Source organism: Parashewanella sp. 2210YD4-3, from assembly GCF_056591735.1.
In genome coordinates, this window is record NZ_JBWQOG010000010.1 from 58831 (window position 1) to 81956 (window position 23126).

25 protein-coding genes are annotated in these 23126 nt (G+C 37.5%); 6 read left to right on the forward strand and 19 right to left on the reverse strand.

All coding sequences use genetic code 11. The features are described 5' to 3' along the window. Positions 1–495 (forward strand): hypothetical protein, encoded by a 495-nt coding sequence (locus AC1EU0_RS14595; RefSeq protein WP_480303238.1) that lies wholly within the window; start codon positions 1–3, stop codon positions 493–495. Positions 496–655: 160 nt separating this feature from the next. Here the strand turns inward: AC1EU0_RS14595 and AC1EU0_RS14600 are convergent, their stop codons facing one another. Further along, the gene (locus tag AC1EU0_RS14600; protein ID WP_480303240.1) at positions 656–1027 is read right to left on the reverse strand and encodes a hypothetical protein; all 372 of its coding nucleotides are present in this window, start codon (positions 1025–1027) and stop codon (positions 656–658) included. Positions 1028–1313: 286 nt separating this feature from the next. Between AC1EU0_RS14600 and AC1EU0_RS14605 the strand changes: the two genes are divergently transcribed. Then, positions 1314–2621, forward strand: a complete 1308-nt coding sequence (locus AC1EU0_RS14605) for a trypsin-like serine protease (protein ID WP_480303241.1) — start codon at positions 1314–1316, stop codon at positions 2619–2621. A 70-nt stretch (positions 2622–2691) separates the two neighbouring features. Here the strand turns inward: AC1EU0_RS14605 and pilV are convergent, their stop codons facing one another. From pilV to AC1EU0_RS14685, 16 genes are all read right to left on the reverse strand, one after another. Continuing rightward, a complete protein-coding gene (pilV, locus tag AC1EU0_RS14610) occupies positions 2692–5202 on the reverse strand; it encodes a shufflon system plasmid conjugative transfer pilus tip adhesin PilV (RefSeq protein ID WP_480303243.1) in 2511 nt (836 codons plus the stop codon). A gap of 33 nt (positions 5203–5235) precedes the next feature. Next, positions 5236–5745, reverse strand: a complete 510-nt coding sequence (locus AC1EU0_RS14615; protein WP_480303244.1) for a hypothetical protein — start codon at positions 5743–5745, stop codon at positions 5236–5238. Positions 5746–5763: 18 nt separating this feature from the next. Then, entirely contained in the window at positions 5764–6219 is a 456-nt protein-coding gene (locus tag AC1EU0_RS14620) for a type II secretion system protein (protein WP_480303246.1), read from the reverse strand. A gap of 17 nt (positions 6220–6236) precedes the next feature. Beyond that, positions 6237–7067, reverse strand: coding sequence for a hypothetical protein (locus AC1EU0_RS14625; protein ID WP_480303248.1), 831 nt, complete (start codon positions 7065–7067; stop codon positions 6237–6239). 430 nt (positions 7068–7497) lie between these two features. Then, a complete protein-coding gene (locus AC1EU0_RS14630) occupies positions 7498–8262 on the reverse strand; it encodes a hypothetical protein (RefSeq protein WP_480303249.1) in 765 nt (254 codons plus the stop codon). Then, positions 8259–8735, reverse strand: a complete 477-nt coding sequence (locus AC1EU0_RS14635; RefSeq protein WP_480303250.1) for a hypothetical protein — start codon at positions 8733–8735, stop codon at positions 8259–8261. The genes AC1EU0_RS14630 and AC1EU0_RS14635 overlap by 4 nt, the downstream gene beginning before the upstream one ends. Then, positions 8732–10039, reverse strand: a complete 1308-nt coding sequence (locus AC1EU0_RS14640; protein WP_480303251.1) for a hypothetical protein — start codon at positions 10037–10039, stop codon at positions 8732–8734. Before AC1EU0_RS14640 ends, AC1EU0_RS14635 begins: the two co-directional genes overlap by 4 nt. Then, positions 10029–10349, reverse strand: a complete 321-nt coding sequence (locus AC1EU0_RS14645) for a hypothetical protein (protein WP_480303253.1) — start codon at positions 10347–10349, stop codon at positions 10029–10031. The genes AC1EU0_RS14640 and AC1EU0_RS14645 overlap by 11 nt, the downstream gene beginning before the upstream one ends. A 148-nt stretch (positions 10350–10497) precedes the next feature. Next, the gene (locus tag AC1EU0_RS14650; RefSeq protein ID WP_480303254.1) at positions 10498–10779 is read right to left on the reverse strand and encodes a hypothetical protein; all 282 of its coding nucleotides are present in this window, start codon (positions 10777–10779) and stop codon (positions 10498–10500) included. Positions 10780–10789: 10 nt separating this feature from the next. Beyond that, positions 10790–11296 (reverse strand): thermonuclease family protein, encoded by a 507-nt coding sequence (locus AC1EU0_RS14655; protein WP_480303256.1) that lies wholly within the window; start codon positions 11294–11296, stop codon positions 10790–10792. Next, positions 11287–12060, reverse strand: coding sequence for a hypothetical protein (locus AC1EU0_RS14660; RefSeq protein ID WP_480303257.1), 774 nt, complete (start codon positions 12058–12060; stop codon positions 11287–11289). The genes AC1EU0_RS14655 and AC1EU0_RS14660 overlap by 10 nt, the downstream gene beginning before the upstream one ends. A gap of 7 nt (positions 12061–12067) precedes the next feature. Then, a complete protein-coding gene (locus AC1EU0_RS14665; protein ID WP_480303259.1) occupies positions 12068–12466 on the reverse strand; it encodes a hypothetical protein in 399 nt (132 codons plus the stop codon). Between the two features lie 107 nt (positions 12467–12573). Further along, positions 12574–12969, reverse strand: a complete 396-nt coding sequence (locus AC1EU0_RS14670; protein ID WP_480303261.1) for a hypothetical protein — start codon at positions 12967–12969, stop codon at positions 12574–12576. A gap of 3 nt (positions 12970–12972) precedes the next feature. Beyond that, entirely contained in the window at positions 12973–13134 is a 162-nt protein-coding gene (locus tag AC1EU0_RS14675) for a hypothetical protein (RefSeq protein WP_480303262.1), read from the reverse strand. Next, positions 13135–16194 (reverse strand): UvrD-helicase domain-containing protein, encoded by a 3060-nt coding sequence (locus tag AC1EU0_RS14680; RefSeq protein ID WP_480303264.1) that lies wholly within the window; start codon positions 16192–16194, stop codon positions 13135–13137. It lies immediately after the preceding gene. An 86-nt stretch (positions 16195–16280) separates the two neighbouring features. After that, complete coding sequence (locus tag AC1EU0_RS14685; RefSeq protein ID WP_480303266.1) at positions 16281–16736, reverse strand: hypothetical protein; 456 nt, start codon at positions 16734–16736, stop codon at positions 16281–16283. Positions 16737–16857: 121 nt separating this feature from the next. On the opposite strand from AC1EU0_RS14685, the gene AC1EU0_RS14690 reads away from it, so the two are divergent. From AC1EU0_RS14690 to AC1EU0_RS14705, 4 genes are all read left to right on the forward strand, one after another. Next, a complete protein-coding gene (locus tag AC1EU0_RS14690) occupies positions 16858–18969 on the forward strand; it encodes an ATP-dependent helicase (protein WP_480303267.1) in 2112 nt (703 codons plus the stop codon). Positions 18970–19883: 914 nt separating this feature from the next. After that, entirely contained in the window at positions 19884–20594 is a 711-nt protein-coding gene (locus AC1EU0_RS14695; protein WP_480303269.1) for a replication initiation protein, read from the forward strand. A gap of 96 nt (positions 20595–20690) precedes the next feature. Further along, positions 20691–21347, forward strand: coding sequence for a LuxR C-terminal-related transcriptional regulator (locus AC1EU0_RS14700; RefSeq protein ID WP_480303270.1), 657 nt, complete (start codon positions 20691–20693; stop codon positions 21345–21347). Positions 21348–21724: 377 nt separating this feature from the next. Continuing rightward, the gene (locus tag AC1EU0_RS14705; RefSeq protein WP_480303272.1) at positions 21725–22033 is read left to right on the forward strand and encodes a hypothetical protein; all 309 of its coding nucleotides are present in this window, start codon (positions 21725–21727) and stop codon (positions 22031–22033) included. A gap of 19 nt (positions 22034–22052) precedes the next feature. Here the strand turns inward: AC1EU0_RS14705 and AC1EU0_RS14710 are convergent, their stop codons facing one another. After that, complete coding sequence (locus AC1EU0_RS14710) at positions 22053–22604, reverse strand: hypothetical protein (protein WP_480303274.1); 552 nt, start codon at positions 22602–22604, stop codon at positions 22053–22055. Beyond that, positions 22597–23124 carry a hypothetical protein gene (locus AC1EU0_RS14715; protein WP_480303275.1) on the reverse strand — a complete coding sequence of 176 codons (528 nt, stop codon included), beginning with the start codon at positions 23122–23124 and terminating at the stop codon, positions 22597–22599. The genes AC1EU0_RS14710 and AC1EU0_RS14715 overlap by 8 nt, the downstream gene beginning before the upstream one ends. Positions 23125–23126 lie beyond the last annotated feature (2 nt).

Below are 23126 nucleotides of genomic sequence, written 5' to 3' on the forward strand. Positions count from 1 at the left end.
ATGCAAAGCATAAACGTAATCGAAGACATTACTTCAGCTAAAAAGCTATATGATGTTCTGCATTTACCGCTGAGCAAACTAAATAGAGCTGAATATGAGGACTGGGTTAACACACAGCTCTTAGATCAAAGACTTAAAGAATATCATGATATTTTTGCCTGGTATCTGCTGCTAGCATCTGGGAAAAGTCAATTAAAGGTAGATGGCTGTGACTACTTTGATCGCTTTTTTAAGAATTTACAGCTCAGCACTCAAATATGGGCACTGTTTTTCTTTATCGAAAAATTTAATGGGCCTAGGTTAATGCATAAGCGCAAGTCTATCATTGCACAGTTGAATCTAGATGAAAGCCTTCTCGATGAAAGAGAGTTGTTTAACACACTCAATCATCGATTCTTGTCTAAATCGGCTATCCAATTAGACACAAGTAATATCATTAGCTATTACCTATCAAAAGATTGTCGTGATTGGCGCGATTATTTAGATGTAGATTAAGAGGTTGGAATGCAACCCTGAGCTGCAGCTTGCTGGGCTGATACACATACTATTTTATAATAATTATTGTATCAGCCTGTTAGTCTCACCTAGCGAGTCACTCTTAAATATGCTGCTTTATCTTTCTGTATAGTTGCAGTATATCTTCGGCTTTGATGGCCTATTGGTTTTCAAGTTCTTCTAGCTTTTTCACAATAAGAGATAGAATTCTTGGTTTGAAGGCTGAATCAGCAATACTTTCACTAGGTTCAACGGTAAGTTTCCAACCTGAATCACTATCGTAATTCAGCTTTAATGTTACAGAACCAGTGACATCTTCATTAAATTCACACTTTAAGGGTTCCTGTATATCATCCATTTCCAAATAACTAGCCATTAACCCGTACAATGTATTTGCTTCTGTTGAGGGTAACTTTTTAAAATCTTCTGATGCATCACAGGTAATATTTACTTGTTCATTTTTAATATTGACTGCTGCATGTATTTCAAAGTTACGGCTTGTTTCAAGAATTTTTTCGAATACATCACTCATATAAAATCCAATACTTAGCTCTTTTTGTTATTTAGACAAAGATATTACATATTTACTTAGACTTCTATACTACAGAAAAATTCAGTGTCGATGAAAATATGTTTTTTATGTAATGGATAGTGGATTATCGCAATATTTTTACATATTTCCTTTTTTTTATTGATTTCTCAGATTGAATCATTAAATTTCACAAGACGTTAATATATGGCTGTAATTTTTCTGAGGGATTCTTACAGAGGGTTATGTTTACCTTAATTAAACGGGTAAACAATAAAAGGAAATACCTATGAAGTTCAATAAAATCGTTCTTGCTACATCTCTTGCTCTGCTTTCTTCCACTGTATCAGCTGGACACAACTCAGTTGAAGTCTCTGAAGAAAAATACAACGAACAGTTAGATTATGTTGTAAATATCGTTAACGGCTACGGTGCGTATTGTGGCGGTCAGTTGGTTGCTGGTAAATATGTAATCACTGCTGCTCACTGTCTACAACCTGCTGGTGGTGAGTTTGATAAAACTCTAATCACTTCAGATCCAAATGACCATAGCATTGTGACTCTTGATGCTGCAAAAGCGAATGTTACTGTAAAAGTTGGGAATCGTGACCGTTTTAAGTCTCAAGACATTAAGGTTGTCGGTATCGAGGTTAGCCCTGATTATATCTACAAGGATTCACCAAATAATCTTTGGGTAAAAGAGCAGGCAGCCAAGGACAACCAAAATGCAGAAACTGCGTCATTTCATGGTGATTTAGCAATTTTAACATTAGAGAAACCTTTCTTATCGAATAGTGCAGCCGTTATAAACACTAAAAAGCTCACTGATGATGTTGATACGAAAAACCCCGAATCAATTGAAAAGTATATAACCAATATCTATGGTTGGGGCAAAACGAAAGATGATCCATCTCCGAGTGTTATACGTGATACAGAAATGAACTATGACGTAACGGCACACTGGAGTGATGATGGTTTAACCGAAGTAAATTATATTAGGTTTGATTCTGAAAATTTTTTAAAAAATGAGAAAAATTCCAATACAGATAAAGGTGATTCTGGTTCCCCTATACACATAAAAGGCAAGGTTGTATCTTGGGTGTCTGGTGGAGGAAGTAATAATACTCATGGCTCAGGAAGTGCGTACCATATCGAATGGTTTAAAACCAAAATCAACTCAGTGAATACCATTGGTAAAAAAGGAATTGAATTCGAAAATGTAACCACAGAGTCAAAGCAGTGGGTTATACCTGTTCAGAATTTAACGACTTCTGATGTGACTTTTACACCATCTTTAAAAGATGACTCAGGATTATTTAATATCACAAACTCAACTTGTGAGGGTACATTTGCAAGTGGTGCAGATTGCAGCATAACTGTTGCATTCAATGAAAATTCTAAAGATGTGACAGAATCAATTGAAAGTTCATTAGTTTTAAATGACGCACTTAGTATTCCTCTAAAGATAACTAAAATAGTTCAACCTCAACCAGAGCCTAAGCCACAGCCAGAAGAAACTAAAAAATCGGGTGGCAGTCTTGGTTTTGGACTGATAGCTTTGATTTTAGTTGGACTAAGAAGAAAGCTTCTTTCATAGTATTTAGCTCAACGCTCGCTTAATGCATTGAATAAAAAACCGCCCGAAGGCGGTTTTTTATTATCTAAGGCTAAATTTTAGATATTCGTATGATCCTAGGATTTCCATTTGCTCCATGCTGGTAAACTCTAAATTGACCACCGCTCCAGCCAGAGTATTCAATATGGTAGTTCCCTTTATAGCTTGTCGGCACAGGAATACCTGTCAATTGCTTTCTAGACGAACCATCAACGTTTACAAGTACTGACGTTGCCAAGTTTCCATAACCAAGAGAAATATCAAGCCTGTATTGACCTCTACCCCAGCGATTTGAAACATATTGAGAGTTTCCGCTCCAAAGAGATTGACCGTTATTTCGATTATCCTGACAAACAACAACATTTTTTGATTCGCAACTTTGTATCCACTGTAGCGCATCTTTAAGGCTTCTTCGTCCACCATAGCTAGATTTAAGCCTAAAGTCTTGAGCTGTCACAGTTCTATCGAATGTTTCATCAATGTCTGTTCGTGCATACCTTGAAGCAACAATACCGCCTAGCTTAGACGAATCAACAGCTCTGCTATGACGACCGAGATACTTGCTTGAAAGCGCAACACCATTTTCATAAAGCGTTGCGCCATTCGATGATATGACCCATTTCCCGTCAACGATCACACCACCATTAGCTCTAATGTAATTATTGAAAGTCTGGTAGCCACCAAAGTTGTTGCTCGTATCACGTCTAGCGAATTGTGTACTGTTAATGCCATCGAGCCTATCGGCATCGCTGGCCTTAGAGTAACGACCTAAGTATCTACTTGATAGAGCCACGCCGTTTTCGTAAAGTGTCGAACCATCAGATGATGCGATCCACTTTCCATCGACTTGGATACCACCATCACCACGTATAACTCCGCCAGTATAAATATTCTTGCTGTTATACGCTCGTAGCCATGTGGAGTCAGTCATATGCCAACCACCGCCATGGGACTGAAAGTAAAGTCCATTGTTACCGTCTACACGAACCCAATCACCTCTTACGTGTAAACCAGCATCAGCATAGATTCTACCATCAGCCTCAATTGAACCTCTTGTTATAAGGTTCTTCTTCAGCTCCAAGTTGGCTTGAGAAATCACGAGTCTATCTGGAGCAGATAAAGCTATATGAGCTATACCATTACGGCCAGACAAGACAAAGGACGGATTTTGCCCTGAGGCTTCAAGTCTAATCTCGCTATCGCTCCCTTTGACTTGAAATAGATCTTTAGCGGAAACCTTTTTATCGAAAGCATAACCCGAAGCATCAGTAGTGAACTCTACCAGCCCAGATTTTGTCGTCCCAATATCAAGATAACCAGCTCTATTATTGATCCTCACTCTGTCATCATTAGATGATTTCATGATTCCAGTGTTCGCATCACCAACTTGTAGGCCTAGGGTAGTCAACACTGTTCCGTTGAAAACAGCCGAACCGTCAATAGTGGTTAACCCTGCCACACTCAAAGTGTTTAACTGTGTATTACCAGTAACCTCAAGTGTGCCTAGCGTTGACTTCCCATCTATATTAAGTTGTTGGCCACTGATTGATTCAGATTCAATTTTCTTGGCTTCAACATCGCCTAGCTTTGATTTGCCTGAAACAGTAAGGTTTTTGGTTGTAACAGAGCCTTTTACTTTAACAGTTTCGAACTCTCCTTCAGCGCTAATTACTTTCGGAGCAGTGATACTACCCGCAACATCAAGAGAACCTTTTATGCTTGCATCTGAATTGAAGGTTGCTTTTTTAAGAAAGGTAGCAATTTCCTTAAACTCAGTAGCACCATCAACGGTTAATGTACTCTTTAGCCTTGTCGCGCCTGCAGCTTCAAAGGTATTAACTTTAGTACTACCGCTCACTTCCACATCAGCTATGTTAGCTTTTTTGGCTGTTAACTGATTTGTTACATTGGCATTGTTTAGGGTGGATGTCCCTGTTGCCGTAAAATCTAAAGTGGTTGTAGAGTTTAGTGCAACAAGCTGGCCTGCCGTTGCGATATTTGCAATATTGATCGTATTAGCATTCGCAACATCAATTTTATTGAGATCATTCCAACCCAATGAAAGGTCTGTCTCCATCTCATTTAGTTCGGGTCTGCTTGGATCTCTAGTTCGACTCAAGCTATTAACCCAGAGAGTATGAGATGCTGGAGTACCAACAGCTAAAACAACATTAGTCCCCGCAGGATCTGTGTTGACTCTCTCTGCTACATACTTAGCAATTTCTTCCGAAGGGAAATTGATAGATATCTCAAAGAATCGACCATCAGCAGAAATTTGACCTGTATACGAAGCACCAAAAGGGGAATTGCTTAACCCAGCGTAGTATTTTCTTGCTGGATCGGTTAGCGCTCCCATATTGGCAGGGAATGCTCCTTGCTCATCAAAAAACATAAATATGGCCGCTCGAATGTCATGCATTTGAGTTACGGCTATATCAGCTTTATCAAATTTAGCTTCAATTGCACCCGATGAAAAGTCATTAGCCACAACCGAGGTTGTGGCTAATCCTATTCCAAGCGATAACAATATAGCTGTAGTAAGTTTCGATTTATTTCTCTTCATAAAATCTCTTCTATACTTGCTTTCCTTACACCACTAACAACTCGAAGGATTGCTAGAAAGAATCCTTGAACGGTCATAACTATTTCTGAATGTTGCAGAGCTCAATTGCTCTGCCTGAGAAAAAATTACTTCCCTGTCGTTAGCACCATCTTCAATCAACATATTGTTGATGAATCTTGCTTTCATCCTGTCTGCTATCTGCTTGTCGGTAAATGTAACTGTGACTGAATATATAATGAGTCTATTGACAGTAGAGATTTGAAACTTTGCATTGGAACCATATAAGTTATCCCATGGCTCCCCTACATATTCAGGGTAGAGGTCATTAATAGCGACAGTACCAACTGCAGTACAATTCACCTTTCTGTAGTAATTGAGCGCTTTAATGTACTTATAGGTTCTTTGATGAAAGTCCTTAGCTCGCTTTTTACTCTCCCTTGCCTCATGAGCACTCATTTCACTTGCAATAAAAAGTGTAATTACTGCAAGCCCAAGTGCGACAACCATAAGGTTGAAACCTCTTTGCTTCTTTAGGGAGAGCATAAATATTACCTTTTCAGATTAAGTAGCTTCGATTAGGTATGAAACTGTTCCACTCGCACAGGTAGCCTGTGGTGATTTGGCCGCAAGTCTGTTACATGCTTCTGCAGGCACACCCGTTACTCGAATAACTAAATCGTATGGGTCTGTACCAGCCGCTACTACATAATCTCCTCCCCACGGATTTTGGTCTGTTCCATCTCCAAGTTCAGATTTAACATATAAATCATTGGATAGTAGCTGCACAGTAACACCTGTATAGCCATTGCTTCTTCCTGAAACCCAGTCACCTGCACCTACTACCAATTGACCTACTGTAGCGTTCGCTGTGCCAACCTTAGCTTTACCTTGACCAGGTGCAACGATGTCACTCATCACATAAAGAATAATCAAAGCCCCAATAGCAATAACTACTCCGAGTTCAATAAGCGTGAAACCCTTATTTTTTTTATTGCTTAAGCTGCTATATTTTTTCATTTCAGTACCTTCTATTATTAAATATCTATCATCAACATAAGTGATGACATTGACTTCAAAGTTAGCAATCCCAGAGCAAGTGCAATTGCCCAGAGAAATAATCCAACTCTTTTTGCATACTTCTTTATAAGAAATGCTGCATCTTGATTAGCGTTCTCAGCTGCAGCTTTAAGCGCTTTTGAGTAATCGCCTCCACCGAACTCCAATTGAGCTCGAATTCGAATCTGTTGCTTTTCAGAAAATAGACCTAATCCAAAATAGGATTTTTTGTCTTTACCGTGAGATATTCCCTTTACCATTTTTTTAACGTGATATTCGAGGTAAGGGTCCACCCATTTTTGAATTTCTTTCAAAATATCAAGCAGCTTCATATCACTTGATTTCATCATCGAAATTACATAAAGCAACTTAGCCGCCTGAAAAGAGCGAAACATGTTCAAAGGAAATTTTTGGCTCCATTTATCCCGCCCTAAACCAACCCAGTTGTTTCTTTTTTGGATATAAATGGCTCTTAAAGCCACTCCGCCAGCTAGGGAATAAATAAAATAAATGGAGGTGAAGAAGTCACCAATATATTTCACTGCAATTGGGGCTGTCTCGTAGGTGTTTTCGATATCGAGTATTTCCGACATCATAGGGAAAATAACGATGTAAAATAGGAGGATAGCACCCAAGAGGATGCTGTTAACAATTAACGGTGGTATCAAACCAAACACGAAGTTTTCCCTAAACAAACTTCTCTCTTCTTTTAAGGCAGCCGCCAGCTTTTTAATGATCCCTTTTCTGTCTTTCACATAAACTGAAGCTCGATACATAAAAAGCAAATCATCAGCAAACCACTTTTCCAACCCTAACTCCCAGCGGCCTCGTTCTGAATAAGAAATGAGGTCTTTACAAACTTTTATACGAATATTGCTCGGTCCATATTCACTTAAATAGACTTCTTGTAATCGCTTCAAAGCATCTTGTCTTTTTAAGCTGCCAAATGACTCAAGCAGATCAATAAACTCTAATTGGTACTCAACAGGAAAGTTCATCCTATCGATGCCATGGGAGAGCTGCTCTATATATTTGTTTGAAGCCTTATTTCGACTAAAAAGTGAAGTTGCCAAGTAATGCCTTATGAATTATTTCAAGTTAACGAGAATTTAACTGGATTCAATTTTGGGATACACACCCAAAACACTTCAAAGGCTTGAATGGTCTTACCGATTGACTTTCACCCAAAAAAATACCGCCAGATGGCGGTATTGTGTTTTGATATAAGAACAACCTTAACTAACTCGGTTCTTTTGGAGTGCGACACGCTGTTGTAACAATCACTCTATTTTTCAAAGCGGTTTCAGACATCGGGTGCAATCCCTCAAACCCAATGCGCCAACCTAGGTTTTCGTTAGACATCGTTACGCCATAGACAATAGAGTCCGCAGGATAAAGCTCACCATAGACAACTACAGGCTCATTGTCTTCCTCACACTTTGGGTATGGAACTAGGTCGTTTACCATATAAAGATATGAGGTAGGAACTTGCTCAATTACACTCGCAAATACAGAGCCTTGTGGAATATCCATAAAATACTTATTTCTAATCAATGCTCCATCACGCTGAGCATCGCTACTGAAAACTCTGCTTCCTGTATCTTGATCAATGTAAAAGTACTTAATCAGAGAAGAACTAATATTTGCATTCGCTAAAGCCGTATAAAACTCATTGTTAATTGCATTTTCCATCATGGCTTCATAAGCATTGTCTGCATATAAGGACAGCTCTTGCGCAAAGATATCACCATTATAAAATTTATCAGCTAAGAACTTTACGTGTACCAGAAGTCTATTACTCTGAATGAGTGCCTCTTGATATGATTCAGGCCTAAGATTCCTAATTTTATTTAGCAATCTTTTTTCAATTGAAGGCTCAACTTTTACAAGCATTTCTTGAATATCATCAGACACTGATTTTTTTATATATAGAGTGACTAAAACCCCAGTAATAATTGACACCAAACTGAATAATACCGTACTAATGATCAGCGCTTTTTTCATCTAGCTTGTTCCTTGTTATTTCTAGCAAATCTGTAATGTTCATAGTTCCAAATCACTTTGTCAGACAATCTTAATTGCTTATGATGTTTACTCTCTATTACGTCCCACCCAGTACGTTTTAATTTTTCAATTGCTGAGTAGAAACCACCTATTTGATTGGGATCACGTATGTTGTATTTAAACTCACAATCCTTAATATCCCTTCTTTTAAAAGATGTTTTCCAACGGAAATTTCTTTCTCTACACTGAAGTGGCTTTTGTTTAAATGTAACTTCATTGGTTGAAGGTTTGATGCTTATCTTTTCAAGCTGTTTTGCTTTCAAACCAAGTTCTTTTAGAGCCCTGTGATAGTTCGCTTGCTTTTCTTTACGCTGCTTGAGAATTTTATGTGCGGCCTCAATTTCCTGCTCCAAATCTCCCGCAGTCGCATTTGCTGATAATGCAAAACAGAACATAACTAATACTCGCTTCATTCTGGACTAAGATCCTTATCACTATTTGCCGATAAGCCTGAATTAATTGTTTGCATATATTGATGGATATTACTTTTGTCGATAATACCTAATTCCTGTTCAACATCCTTGTGGTCCAACCCATGCTTCTTGGCTAAGCTCCCATACCGATTAATGTTTTGCCCTAGCTCTTCAATTAAGCCGTTCACTTTATCTATAGGTAGGCCAAAAGACTGACTGAGCGACTGAGAAAAGTTTTCATCAAAATAAACAGCTTGATATGTGGAATGGGAATCACTAATTGCTATATTTGGCAAAACATTGGGTTCTGGTTGAGGGGCGGCAACGCTCAATGGTGCCAATTTCCATTTACCAGGCACGATTTCTCTAAGCATAATATTGTGCGTATTTAGATGCTTTTGAAGAAGTAAGCTAGACAGTAGTGCGATTTTTAGTATTTCGTCCGTTGTAACATTAGAACAACGCTCAGTAACCACTTGTGCAATTTTAGAAAATGTATCGTTTTCATAGGAGGTTGTCTTTCCACTACCCTCCAATAGACAGGCAAGCGGTACTTCGTTGAACATTTGGCTCCACTCTTTTGAAAGAGAGTGCGTAACCTCCCCTGTAATTTGCCCTGAGAAGCTCTTGCCATCTAATTCTGCTGCGAACAATGCAGGCGCTTCAATTCCCGACAAGGTAAGGATTTCTCGAATTACTTTTAGCTTCTTCACTTCAGAGTCATCGTTGTGCAATTGCATTTTGCAATGATGGAGCTCATCATCTATCGGCACCATAGCATTCACAACAAACGCTTTTTGATCTGTATTGTAGAATGAACTTAAGACTTGATTATCTTTCATGTTCAAACACCCATCATGGCATTTAAGCAAGTAATCACAGGCTTGTTCAACTGAAGGAGCTAGATTGAATTGATGTTGTTCATCATGATCAAACTGAATAGCTTTAAAGCTACTCCTAAATGAGGTGACATACTTTAAAAGATCAAAAGAATCTAAAGAAAGCGTTTCTCTATTGGTGTTAGTAATTAGATTTTTCGTGCTTTCATTAGGCAAGAACTGCTTAAAATACGTGGGTAAAAAATCATTATTCCTAGTGCTGCCCATTACAATACTTTGGCAATTAAATGACTCAATGCCCTCTGGTGCCAAATTTGGATGCTTTTGTAAATAATCATCTTCGTATTGAAACCCTATAATGGGGAATTCTCTTTCCTCAAGTACTATCTTGACTAAATTTCCAACAGCAACAAAACCTTGTGTTTCATTATCCCATCGAGTTACTTCAATTGTTTCACTGAGCACGCTTTTTTACCTCCCTGAAAAGCTCTTGTCTCATCTTCTTCAATCGTTCATCTTCTGCAGCTTTTTGCTTTGACTGAAGTTCCCGTTGATGCGCTTCCTTTCTTTTTAACTCCTGAATAACCAATGCAACATATTGCGCATCGATATTCTTTTGCTCACTTACTACTTCAATGATTTCTGGCCATAAGTCCATTTCATGAATAATGGCTGCAATATAGCCAAGTGAGATCTTGTGATCTCCTGCCTCAGCCCTAGATAATGTTCTTCGTGAAAGTTTTTTTCCAAAGTAGGGAGAAATCTTATGTGTCAAGAAACCTGCAAGATCTCTACAACTGCTCAATGGTTGATTTTTACGAAATAACCTAATGGACTTACCTAAAAGCTGAAGGTAATTATTTACATGCTTTTCAGTTGGCTCTGGAGATTCTTCAAAGCCCTTCCTGCTATCTGTTGACATCTTATTGGAGAATAAATTTTATTGAATTTGTTTGTATATCGGCTTTTGTTTGGCTAATAAAACCTAGCATTTCTGACCCAACTTTTAACTCAGGGTCCTCTTCAATTTTTTTGCCCATAAGCATAGCCATCATGATTGGCTTATTAGCATTCAGTTGGCTTCGATAGCCTCTAACGTCATCGAAAGTGACATTGAACTGAGAGGCAAACTCTTTTACATCATCAAGGTTGAACTGATTTTCTTGTGCTAAGAACGCTAATAATAATGCTTTGTAATATTCCACTTCTATCTCCTTAAGTATTGCATTCGATATCTCTTTTAAGAGATTCCGTTTTCCAAATTCCTTTGTTCAAGCACTTTGCTTTTTGCTGAATAATTACTAAATACTTTGAACGTGAATTTCGATAATTGAACCTGTACCATCCTTCACGAATCATAAAGTTTTGCAGATTTATTCCATCTACATACACTTCACCAACAAACTCACCTTCAGGTGTGCTTTCATTTAATTTAAATTCGACAGGTTTATCTTCAACAAACTTCGATAATCTGTCGCATTCACTTCTTACCTTATTATCTTTACTTGTTTTGCAAGCGGCACTGCTATTGCCACCGAAGTCAACAAGATCCAATATAAAAGTAAGCCTTCCTAATTCGGTAGAGCCATTAAACGTTGTTCTAATTTCTAACTTGCCTGGAGAAATTACTTTTACGTTTTCAGCTCTTATTGTCTTGTAAAAAAGACCTTCTGAAGCCGTTGAAAAAAAAGGAATGAACAATAAGAAAAGAGCTACTCGCATAAAGCCTCCTTGCTATTAGTTACAGGTCTTGACCAAACATCCTTATTTCTTGCTTTCGCTGTGACAACTTTATTACGCAAGTCATCAGGCAGGTTTAAAAAGAACTTTCTTCCAGACATAGATTCGATACAGCTAATTGATGTGATGTACTTATCAATATCATCATCTAAATTTTTTTTGGTTGGAATCAAATATGCCAGTGACAGAGAGGTGTACGGGTCATAATATACTTTATAGAGCTGAGTTGGCTCTTGAGGTTCCTGACCTTCATTTTTATTCCAAACAAGCCCAGTAATAATTTTGATGCCCCCTCTCTTGAGAAATAGAGACCTCTCCCACACTGTTAACTTCCAAGTAAGATCGCCAAAATTACCTCGCCAAGCATTCCTGTCTAGAGGAAAAATATTAATCATGCTGAATGCCAAGTCTGATTGCGCTTGATTTGACATGATTGATATTGGAGGAACAAGTGTTGCTTTATCCAGTTCATATGGATAATCATTTGCTGCAAACTGCACATCACTGTTGATGTATTTAGATTTAAGATATCTGCCTGTATTAATAGCTTTCAGCTTTTCATTTTTTTGGGGTGCATCATAGATAGCCCATAACACTCTTTTGGATTTTTTGTCATATCCAAATGTAGTGTTTAATTCTTTATGGCAAATTACAGATGCACCCCCACCTTGGAGAAGCTGCTCATGACCCAAGCAGACATTTCGCCCCAAACTACTTGAACTAAACAAGATAGAAGCAAACAACATACTTGTCTTAAAGAACGTCCCCAAAATAGCCCTCCGAATTAATGAGTTTTATATCTGCACCAGAGACGATCTCTTTTGATGGTTTGTTTTTATTGGCAACGCCATTAGTTATGAAGCATTCCAAAAGTGAAAAGCCATTCAGGTTTGAAGCGTTCAACACTAATGCTTTTTTGCTTTCATCAATAATTTTTCTGGCTTCATCAACTAACTGGAAAAGATTGACCATTTGTGCGTCCGTAGAAACAAAAATTGAGCCGATTACTGGTGTAACCAACAGCTGCCCTTTTAACGTTTCAATATCTTCTGATTTTTTAGATTGAACATTGATAATCAAGTCATAAAATTCATTATTTTCAATTACGTCTTGAATATGTTTAAGGAACAACTGGTTTTCTATTTTTTGCATGATAATACCTACGACCACTCTCAATTGCTGAAACGTAACACAACAATTAATTAGCAGCTTTAATAATCTGAATATTTCGTAAAAAAGTGGTTAGTGACTGAATTTCATTAATATTGGGCTCTTAAGTATGCTCTAAGGTCAAAAAGCAGGTCTTTTACCTTTGGCAGTAGAAGATCACGCTGTTCACTAGTTAAAACTTGATTAACCCCACTTTCTAGTGATTCCAACATTTCTTTATGGTCCTTAAAAACCGCAAATCGATATGTGGCAATGAAGCCTTGTTGAGCACAGCTTAACTCTACCAACTTCCCATCTATAGATATTGTTTTACTTGGGCAGTCTTCAACGTAGGCGTAAAAGGGGGAGTTGCTGGTTGAAAGCGTCCCAATAGGCTGAGGATAAAATGCATCCTGCATGAAATTCTTAAAATAAAGCCCAAAACCCTGCTGTTCTTTAGCTGCACCTATAATGCTGAAATGATGATTTCCTTGATAATAAGCCATTGCTTACATCGCTCCTTTAAATGTAATTATTAAAATACCGACAAAGATCAAAACGAGTGGCAATCCGACAAGAATCGCGATTAATACAGATGTTCTAATCATTTTTGCCATAATCAGTGAAAGAAGGGCCAATAAAGCAAGACCCCATAAAAAGTTCATATTCATCTAATAACCTATCACCTTGAGAGGATTTTTCAGGGGATTTGCAGTGCCAATAACAGGGCCATCTTCATTGATAACCAGCTCTTTCATCAAGCAATCCCTTACCTTTAACGTACTCTTTAGCAATGATTTTTTTTCTATTCCGTTCTGCTTGAGTAAATTGAAAATGACCAATGAATACTGTTTTATGTCTTTTTCTGAGTATGTCCTAGCCTCCCATTGAAGCATTTCTGTTTTTATGTCATTCAGAACCATATGCTCTATTTTATTTGTCTTAAGTACCCAGTTCGTTGCGCTGCTAATTTTTGTAATTGATTGCTCACCTCTATATTTAGAAAGCGTATGCACCTCTGGAAATTTTTCATCTAAATCTCTGTTGATGACTATCAATTCAGGGGTTATCAAAGAAGTGGAGGCAACAGTAGTATTGCAATAGTGAGTAGTAATTGGTGTTTCAACCCCACTAAATATTACACCTAGCAAAGTAGATGCTGTTGGAGGCTTTAACTGCCCTTCTCTTTCAGACATACTTCCAGTGATAAATACTTTTTTAACGGCTCTTGTAATGGCTACATAAGCCACTCTCTTTAATTCTTCCGCTTCCTTGTTGCGCTTATGTCTTCCGATAAACTTATAAAAGCTCTTATCTTTGAGCTTTACTCCAAGTTCGTCACTGCAACCTAAAACAGATGTATTGCTATTTGGCAGTTTATCCCAGGCTGCTAGAGGAGACTTTGAAATCATGCTCTTGCGCGTTGACCCTACGATAAAGACGTAATCAAACTCTAACCCTTTCGCCTGATGAATGGTCATTACATTTATGTTTGTATGCTGGGTATCGCTAGAGCCGATAGCTGGCATCGCATATAAGTTTTCGAGTTGTCGGTCTAACCAGTCAATATCGATGTCAAAAAGTGTTTTACCGTTAAATAGCTCAATCACTGTGCCAATATTGCTTAGGCATGCTGCTGTTTCTGTTAGGGAGTCTCCGCTTAATGCAATCCATAGCCCCTCTAGAATCTTGTCTAATGTTTCTGAATATCTCTTTTCCATCGCAATGAGCATAAAGCTCATGAAGCTTTCAAGCCTGCTAAGCTCATCTTCATCTAAATCAAAACCATTAATATTGTTGGTTATGTGATTGTATGGATCGCGTATTTTGGGGCTTCCAAATATTTTTTCAATGTCATCGAGCGAGAGCCCAACAAGTGGACCATTTAACACACTAATCCATGCGGCCATATCAAAATCATCAATAAGAATTCTTGCTAGTGATGTTAAGGGAATTACATATGGAAGCTTTTTTATTTTTTTCAATTTAACTTCATTAGTACCGCCAATTTTATTAGCTTCAATAGCTTCTAAAACGGGTTTTAATGCGTTTCTTGTCTGCCCCAAAATACCAATGCTGCAACCATCTTCCATACCCTGAATTTTTTGTGCTTGTTCAACCACAAACCTAGCTTCTTCCAATCCATTCTTATCATCGATGAAACCATGAATTTCGACAGGTTTTTCAAGGCTGGCTGCAGCTTTTGTAGCGGCTGATGACTTGCTGTACGAAGGAGCGCCTAAAGTTAGGTTTTCATTTGATGGGAAGGTTTTATTAAACACATTATTAACCCAATTCACTATACCTTGAGATGAACGGAAGTTAGTTTTTAACTCGAGCAAATCAATTTCTAAGTCTCCAACACCTTGTTCTGCTTGCATGAACTGGGTTACATCACTTCCTCGAAAGCCGTAGAGTGACTGCATAGCATCTCCGACTAAAAATAGGCTTTTATCTTTATCTTTTCCCCAGTGCTCAACGAGATGTTTGACAATATTCATCTGAACATTATTCACATCTTGAAATTCATCGATGAGAATGTGTTTTAGACTCATTGCTTTGAATATCGTAGATTCTGTAGACTCTCCATTTTCGGAATCCACTGAGTAAAGTGCAGACATTGCAATTTCAGTGAAATCAACGGCCTTGCATGCTTTAAACTCTAATTTCAAATTTGCTATTGCCAAAGGTAAAACATCAAACAAGTTAGCTAATAATTTCCACTCTGCTTCTGAATACTTATAACAAGGAGCTTGGGATAACTTTTGTAGCGGTCCCTCTAATGCTTGGGCAAGTGATGTCAGGCTCTGACTCAACTCACTTTTTGCTTCTTTAGAGAACCCTTCTCTGATGCCGTCTTTTTTTGAAAATCTTTTTTTTGCAGCCCCAGCTTTAGTAAGAAAAACGCTTGATAGTGAGTCAATTAGCTCTTGGCTTTCGGTTAGTTCCAGTTGAAACCCATTTTTACAGAAGTCAGTTACGCATTCGGAATCTATATTCAGCTGAGAAAGGCTTTCAATAAGCTCTGTTTCAAAGCTTGTCACCTGATGAAAATCCTCTTCCAAAACAGTATTGATGAACTCTTGTCTTGCTTTTTCTAGGGTTTCACGGCTCTTGTGGCGGTTTTCAAATAAAAGTGGAATCCAACGCTCGCGTAATTCAAGCATCTCGCTAATCAGTTTTACTACTTTTGCGCTGTCATTATTGAAATGAAATAAGAGCTGCTTTATTTGTTGGCCAAATTCATCATGTTCAATGTAACTAAGCGTTTCTTTTGCTGCTGACTCATAGAGTTGATAGGGATCATTGCTCACCTCTCTCGAGATAATGTAATCACTATTTGGTCTAGCGTTATCCGCTAAAAGCTGACGACAAAATGAATCGATCGTGCTGATTTGCAATAACGACGGGTTAGACTCGATGTTCCAACCTCTTAATTCACTGTTTTTTAGTGCTGCAGAAGCAAGTTCGTAATTTTCGATTTCATGAGCGCTGCAAGGATGTTCTTGGTTTTTCACTTTCGTTATAGAGCCAATGATTCTATGCTTCATTTCTTGAGCGGCAGCGTTAGTAAAAGTCATCGCTTGAATTTGTCTAGGGTGCTCAACCACGCTTAATAACTTCAAAAAATAATTTGTTAGCAGTCCAGTTTTACCAGAACCTGCAGGAGCTTTAATTAGCTTATGGCTGATATCCAGCGCCTTCATTCTTTCTGTTGCATCGACTAACATTGCCTTCCTCAGGATAACCATCTTTGACTGAGGAAAACATATCAGGACATGAACTAGTGTTCAGATTTATTACACCACTGTTTTTATTATCTTTTTATCTCGAAAAACTCACCAGTATCAATATCCAAATATCCAAGAGGTAAAACTAAATAGTCTTTTTGTTGCCATCTCATCAAATCATATGATTGTGTTGAACGGATTGTTTTTCCTAAAGGCTTAACGCCCTTTTCTGGAACAATGAACCAGCGTTGGTTGATATTATTGGTTTTTATGTACGCTTCTATCATGTTGTCAGCAGTTACATCCGCAACTTTAACATAGCCACCTGCATCGATTATTTGTTGGGTTACATTTCGCTTTTCTAAGTAGTGCTCCTCAATTGATTTGCTTTGTTTAGAGCGGCACTCTTCGACATGAGCTTGATTCAGACAGTAATGTAACAATATTGATTCGTCTGGTTTTCGATATGCTCTTCTTTGTTTGTCTATTAGAGAGCTTATTGATGTGTCGCCCTCCTTCAAATGAAATATTTCAAAATCCATACTTGCTCCAGAAATTATGCTTCGTCACTTCAAATGCTGAAATAATCAGTTTTCTATTGATTGGGGAATTTACCAAGCGTACTTTCTGTAACCTAATTTTTTTTTTGAATATATTCACTTTATGGGTAAAAAGCTTACTGCAGAGCAAGCTATGATTGTAAACGCTCCAAAGGATCAAAACTTAAAAGTTGTTGCAGTTCCTGGTAGCGGTAAAAGCACTGTCTTGGTACAGCGAATCGAAAAGCTATTAAACTCTAGAGTGAGTGCTGATCAAATCGTAGTGATCATGTTTAACGATTCTGCGGTTAAGAATTTTAAAGGTGATATGAATGAGCTGAATTTTTTCCACCTTCCTGAGGTTAGAACCTTTCATAGTTACGCAAAGAAACTTTGCTTCCAACTGGCAAAACAAGGCTTTATGGAAGAAAAGACATTAGTGAGTAATGACAAAGATCTAAAGGCCTTTTACAGAACTATTTATCAAGAAGCGGTTCCTGAGCATCTTCAGTCAATATTAAACTTCCGTTCAAATGATGCTTTGATAGACTTTATATCGTTCGTTGATTTAGTCAAAACAACACTTCTACCACCTGATGTGGTGTTCAATAACTTTAATTACCCATATCAAAAACGCTTCTACATTGATTTATTTTATTCTTCTGAAGAGTTAAGAACGCAACAGAATATTCAATTTTTCATTGATTTGATATACGACCTAATATGTATCACTAATGCTGATAAAGATGCATTTCATGCAGTCAGTAATAAGCACAGTATAGTTCTAGTTGATGAGTTCCAAGATGCTAACCCATTAACATACAGACTATTAAGGCTTATAGCAGGCTCTAAGGCGTTCATTAATGTTGTTGGTGATGATGATCAATCAATTTATCAATTTATCGGTTCAAAGCCCGATTTCATTATCTCTCAAATTGATCAAGACTTTCCGAATGTCACTCTGTACTCACTCACCTATACCTTTAGATATGGTCCATTCGTTTCATTAATGGCCAATAACGTAATATCTCAAAATAAAAATCGCATAGATAAGCTTTGCATATCACATAGTTCAACTAATCAAACCCAAGTATCTATCGCTCATTACCCCACAGAAGACTTTGATTTTGAGCAATCAGATTTGATGAGAGAGATTGCCAATTGGATTGAAAAAGGCAATTACCGTGATATTGCCCTATTATTTAGAAATTACGCTAGAACGGATGAAATTGAAATTGCGCTACTACGGAATAATCACCCCTACTTTATTTCTAAGCTGAACAGTAGTGTTCTGCACTGTGACGAGGCTAGATTCATAAGAGCATGTATAACGTTACTAAACTATTCTCTTCAAGATGAGCCAGAATTACATAATAAAAATGTAACGGTTTCTATCAATGTTTTTCTAACGTCTTTTGTTTGGGGCCTTAAAGAGTCAGTGGTTTCCAATATTGCAGTGTTAGTTTCGGAATTGAAATTTGATTTAGCGATAGCCTCAGCCAAAAAGCTTAAAATAAAGCCTGATCTTAAGACTGTATTAAATAAACGTCTTACTGCGCTCAGCAAAACAGTTAAGTCAAGAAACACCGAGGCAAGATACCTATTGGAGCGACTGGTCAATGAATCTAGGGTAGATGTAGAAATCAAAAGAAAGAACTGGAAGCGCCCCATATACGCCTTGGCTAAATTCAATGCCATGATTGACATAATGCTATCTAGTGAAGAGTTAGCCGTATGCTCAAGTCATGCTTCAGCCATATTTAATACAGTTAATAATAATGACCATCCAGATAGGATCGAATTGACTACCCTTCATAAAAGCAAGGGGCTAGGTTGGAAATTTGTAGTTGTTGCATATTGCCAAGAATCTGTATTACCACATATTGACTCTCGAAACTCTTCAGATCTACTTGAAGTAGAGAGAAGGCTGTTTTATGTAGGCATAACTCGAGCTAAGCAACTGTTAGTGGTTCATGTACCCAAAGATAAAGTGTGGGAACAAAAAGCATGCAACTACACAAGTAAAGTCAACTCTACCTGCTATTACGATAACAAGTACGCAAGTAGATTTATCTACGAGGCAAACATTCTTGCATCAGCACAAATAGCAGCGGAAATATCCCAAAACGTCAACACTTCAATGGTATTCAATACCGATAATCGAGATACATTTAATAAGTATCTTTATAAGTTGGGAAAGGAATACCGAATATCAGGACTTTCAGACAATGAGTAACAAAAGAGATTATGTAGAACAATTATTCATAGAATCTGGTATCAAGAAACATCTATGGTTCACGAAGCTAGGATATTACAAGCTTTATGGGGAGGCTAGGTATCTATACTCGTTCATTTTTCAGGTTTTGATGGCTATTTCGTTGGTAATTGGAGTTGGTAATTTAATTCAAGTGGCCTTCTTTAACCATAGTGGACTCACAGAAAGGATACTATTCATTTTTTCAGCTTCAGCTCTATGCGGTGGTTTATCTGATTTTTTACTTGGTAATTATCCACAGTCAGTCAAATATTTTTTAGCTGCAGCGATCATGATCTACGCATTTTTCTTGTAATTGTTTGCAATATAGATTGCGCAATTCTTACGAGAGTAGTGAACCTTTTACAGTTGATTGTTCCTATTATTTTAAAAATAATCAGTTTTAGATGGAATTTACGCCCCGATAGCATTACAACCCTAAGTCACTCATTTTTCTATCAGATTTAGGAAGTAAATAAATGTTAGACAAAACTCCCTTCGAAATATCATACAAAGGAAGAGTCCACCTCGCCTCTTCCTTTTCCATCACTTGCACTCTATTTGTATTATTTTCAATCGCTGCATTTCTTTCTATCTTATACACAGCTATCTTTGGATTCGTCATGCTACCTGTGTCGGTATTAGGCGCATCTGCTTCAATGTTTTTCTTTTACAGTCAATTGAAAGAAATTATTGACGCTAAGCTATTAAAAGTATTTCCAATTCAAAGTAACAACCTTCTACATCACAACCAAAACATAAGCTGAATAAATGTAATTCCCGAAAAGGCAGACAGATTGATTGCAAGCTGAACTCTGCTCATAAAGTCGCTCTAAATTGATTTAAAAACAAACTCTGATAAACTCCCCTATAATTTATTTTTAAAGGGGAGTTAAATGCGTAATATCTTATACGTTCATGCCATTTTGGAAGGCTGTTTCACATATTCATATGAAGAGCTAGTAGCTCTTAACTACCTTTTAAAAAAGACCAGCAACTCTTTGCGTCCATCAAGATTAATTAGATGTACTAACTCAGGGTTTTCATCTGAGCACCCTAACGTTCCGTTTTCGTTGCATACACTCGTAACCAATATTCAGCATAAACCGATAAAAATATTTTTTAATGATCCTGAATGGAAATCTGAAGAACTATCAATAGTTTCAAAGATTTGTTCGAGCATCGATGAACACGACAAATTCAGCACTTATTTATCCGAAGATATTATCAAGGTTATAAAAGGTTTTGCTAACACTATGAACGGTCTGAGGCTTTTTGATCTTTCCAAGCTAAATTCCAGATTAGCGTTTTGCTTGTACTACTGGATATCCCACGAATTCGAACAACAAATTTCTATCCAACCCACCAGCTTTATGAAGTTGGTTTTTAATATTGACGAGCTAAAAATCAAAAGCGCTTTGAGTGGTAAGTATGAAAGGTGGGACAAATTTAAAGACGACATTCTTTTACCAGCCGTGGAATTAATAAATCAAAATACAGATATAGACCTGAAATGGTTTCCAGTTAAAGCATCTAGGCGAGTCACGGCCATCGAATTTATTTGCAACAGAGCTGAACAATCTAGCGCAAATAACAAAGCAGTTTGAACAATAACAGCATCTTCAATAACTTAAGTGTATATCTGCCGTGAGAGGTATGCGACACCTCTCACGACAGGCCTAACATCCATATAGGAGGAATGTATGGCTCAATTGATATTATCAGATTTAATAAATTTGGTTAATAGCGTTAACTTAGAAAGTGGATTTAACGTCAGTATAAATTACTGTGAAAATTATGATGTAAACCTATCGTACAAAGCACTTGTGTTCAGGGAGTTAACAGTCAGGCAAGTTGAAGTTTTAAGTTATTGGTCAATTGGGTTTCATTCTACCGATATCGCAAATATTTTGGGAATTTCTAAAGCCACAGCCAAAGAACATATCGCAGCTTGCAAACAAAAGCTATCCATGCCTGACAGTAAAGAGCTTCGGCTCTTATATAATACAAGAATTGAACTTCTAAGATTTATAAGTTTGACCTTAAGAACTAGTAGTATTGACTTAACAAATTCAGTTTCGATTTTAAATGGATTAACAAATAATATGCTACTGGTGTTTCCAAAGCTATCTCACCAGCAGCTGAAAGCACTTTTTTATTTTTGTTTTGGCTGTAATGAGCAATACATTGCTGGCAGACTTTCAATTTCAGAGGATGAAGTAAAGCAACTTCTTGAAGAGTGTTACATAAACCTAGAATCTTCTGACCCCTTCCGTCTACGACTCTTTTTTTACCATAGGCTAGAGACTTGCTACTTTGTAAACTCAAACAGTTCGATAAGATCTCTATCAGAAGAATAATCCCAATAACGTCAAGTTTGATTGCCTGCAGCATCAATCTCGCTCTAATTGACGATTGTTTGAACGCTGCCCCTCCTTTTAGCAGGGTATATTTACACGTTTTACAGTGGGATAATTACACTAATTCAATACAGTTCAACCGCTTGAACTCTCTTTACAATAAAAAATGATCCCTGTAGGGCCCATTTTTTGAAAAAGCTTCACAGTAGAGTTCTGTTTTGAGTAGTTTAGTTCGAAAGAAATACATGGAGGGCTCGCATAAACTCGACTATGCTGCCCATGGAGTTGTTACGAGTCTTGTACCAAGCACGAACTCTTAAGCTCCCCAGCAACTTTTTGCCAGCTATTATGCGTGGCTTATTGATTACGGGGTTATAATGTCAGAACAAAATAATGAAAAGGTTTACGTCACAGTTGATGGAAAAGCTTTTGAATTACCGTCCCATATAAAAACAATGTTTCAGTGTAAAAGAGGTTTTTGGTGGTGTAAACCTAGACACCCAGAAATTACGATACACGAAAAAGTAAAAGATTGGACGCCAGAAAAGCAGCTCGTCAATATCAGAGAATCTGGTCAAATTAAGCCATTACGTACAGAGCAAAAATCTGATGATTGGAGAAAGTCTGTTCGATTTTCGTCAAGTAGCAAACCCATAAATCTCGAAATTATTTCTTGCATTGTTTAACTCCATTTTAATTGCAGCTCTATCTAACTGAAGAGCTGCTCATATTATCCTTTCGATTCTTCATCCAGCAAAACACTCCTTTCTTGTTCTTCTTTAAAATGCTTTGTATGTGGACAATTTTCTTTGAAACCACTTCTTCAAACTGATTTCTAGCAACTTGCATTTGCGTTCCTTGCTGCAGCGCTTCCAGAATTACATCTTCTGTCTTAAATGGTTTACCGCTTTTTGCCCAGTTTATTAAGAATACGACCCACTCATTTTGCTTATTCTCAGCCAAGCTCAGTTCAAGTTCAGTTGCCAAAGAGCATATTTTTGTATGGGATGGAAAGTCCTCAGCTACTAGGCCGTTATAAATAAATAGTGGCGTACAAGTCTCAATTACTTTTCCTGACTCTTTCATTTCAGGTAGAACAACTACATTTCCAGCTAAAGTAGAAACCGAAGCACCCTCCTCTAAGGTCGAAAAGAATGTATCAATTATGCAAGTGCTTAAATATGGATATTGCTCGTAAATAGAGTTTTCCTCTTTATTTATGTTGCTGAACAGGAATCTCTTTATTTTGTTAATCAAGCCATTCACTCCTACTGTTTGCTTTTTGAAGCATTCTTTTTCGATCTAACTCTTTAGATTTGAGAATTTCTGATAGTACTTGCTTCTTCAGTCCTGCAAGGGTTATCGCGGTATCACTCTGCATTTCTTTATCCCCAACCCAGAAAATGTATGATTCATTGATCTTGGTGTAATCAATGGTCACTATATCCCCTGCCCTATTCCAATAAATCGGTTGCTCTTCAACCGTTATGGCTGTTCCATCAGAAAAAACAAATTGTGACCGATAATTCAAATAAACATTTCTGTATTCTTGACTAAATACGGGGTGAATTCGAGTCATAAGCGTAGTCACAGGATCGCCATCATATGTAGTGACTTGCCACAGTTTATCTTTGTTTTTAAAAATCATCATTGGAGATGTTTTGTCATAGTCTATTATTCTTGGTTTTTGGTACTCGTAGGCGACAAAGATTAGCGCCCCTACTACTAGGCCTACCCCTAGGCTGATGATTATTCTTTTTCTTGTCAGTGTTGGCATAT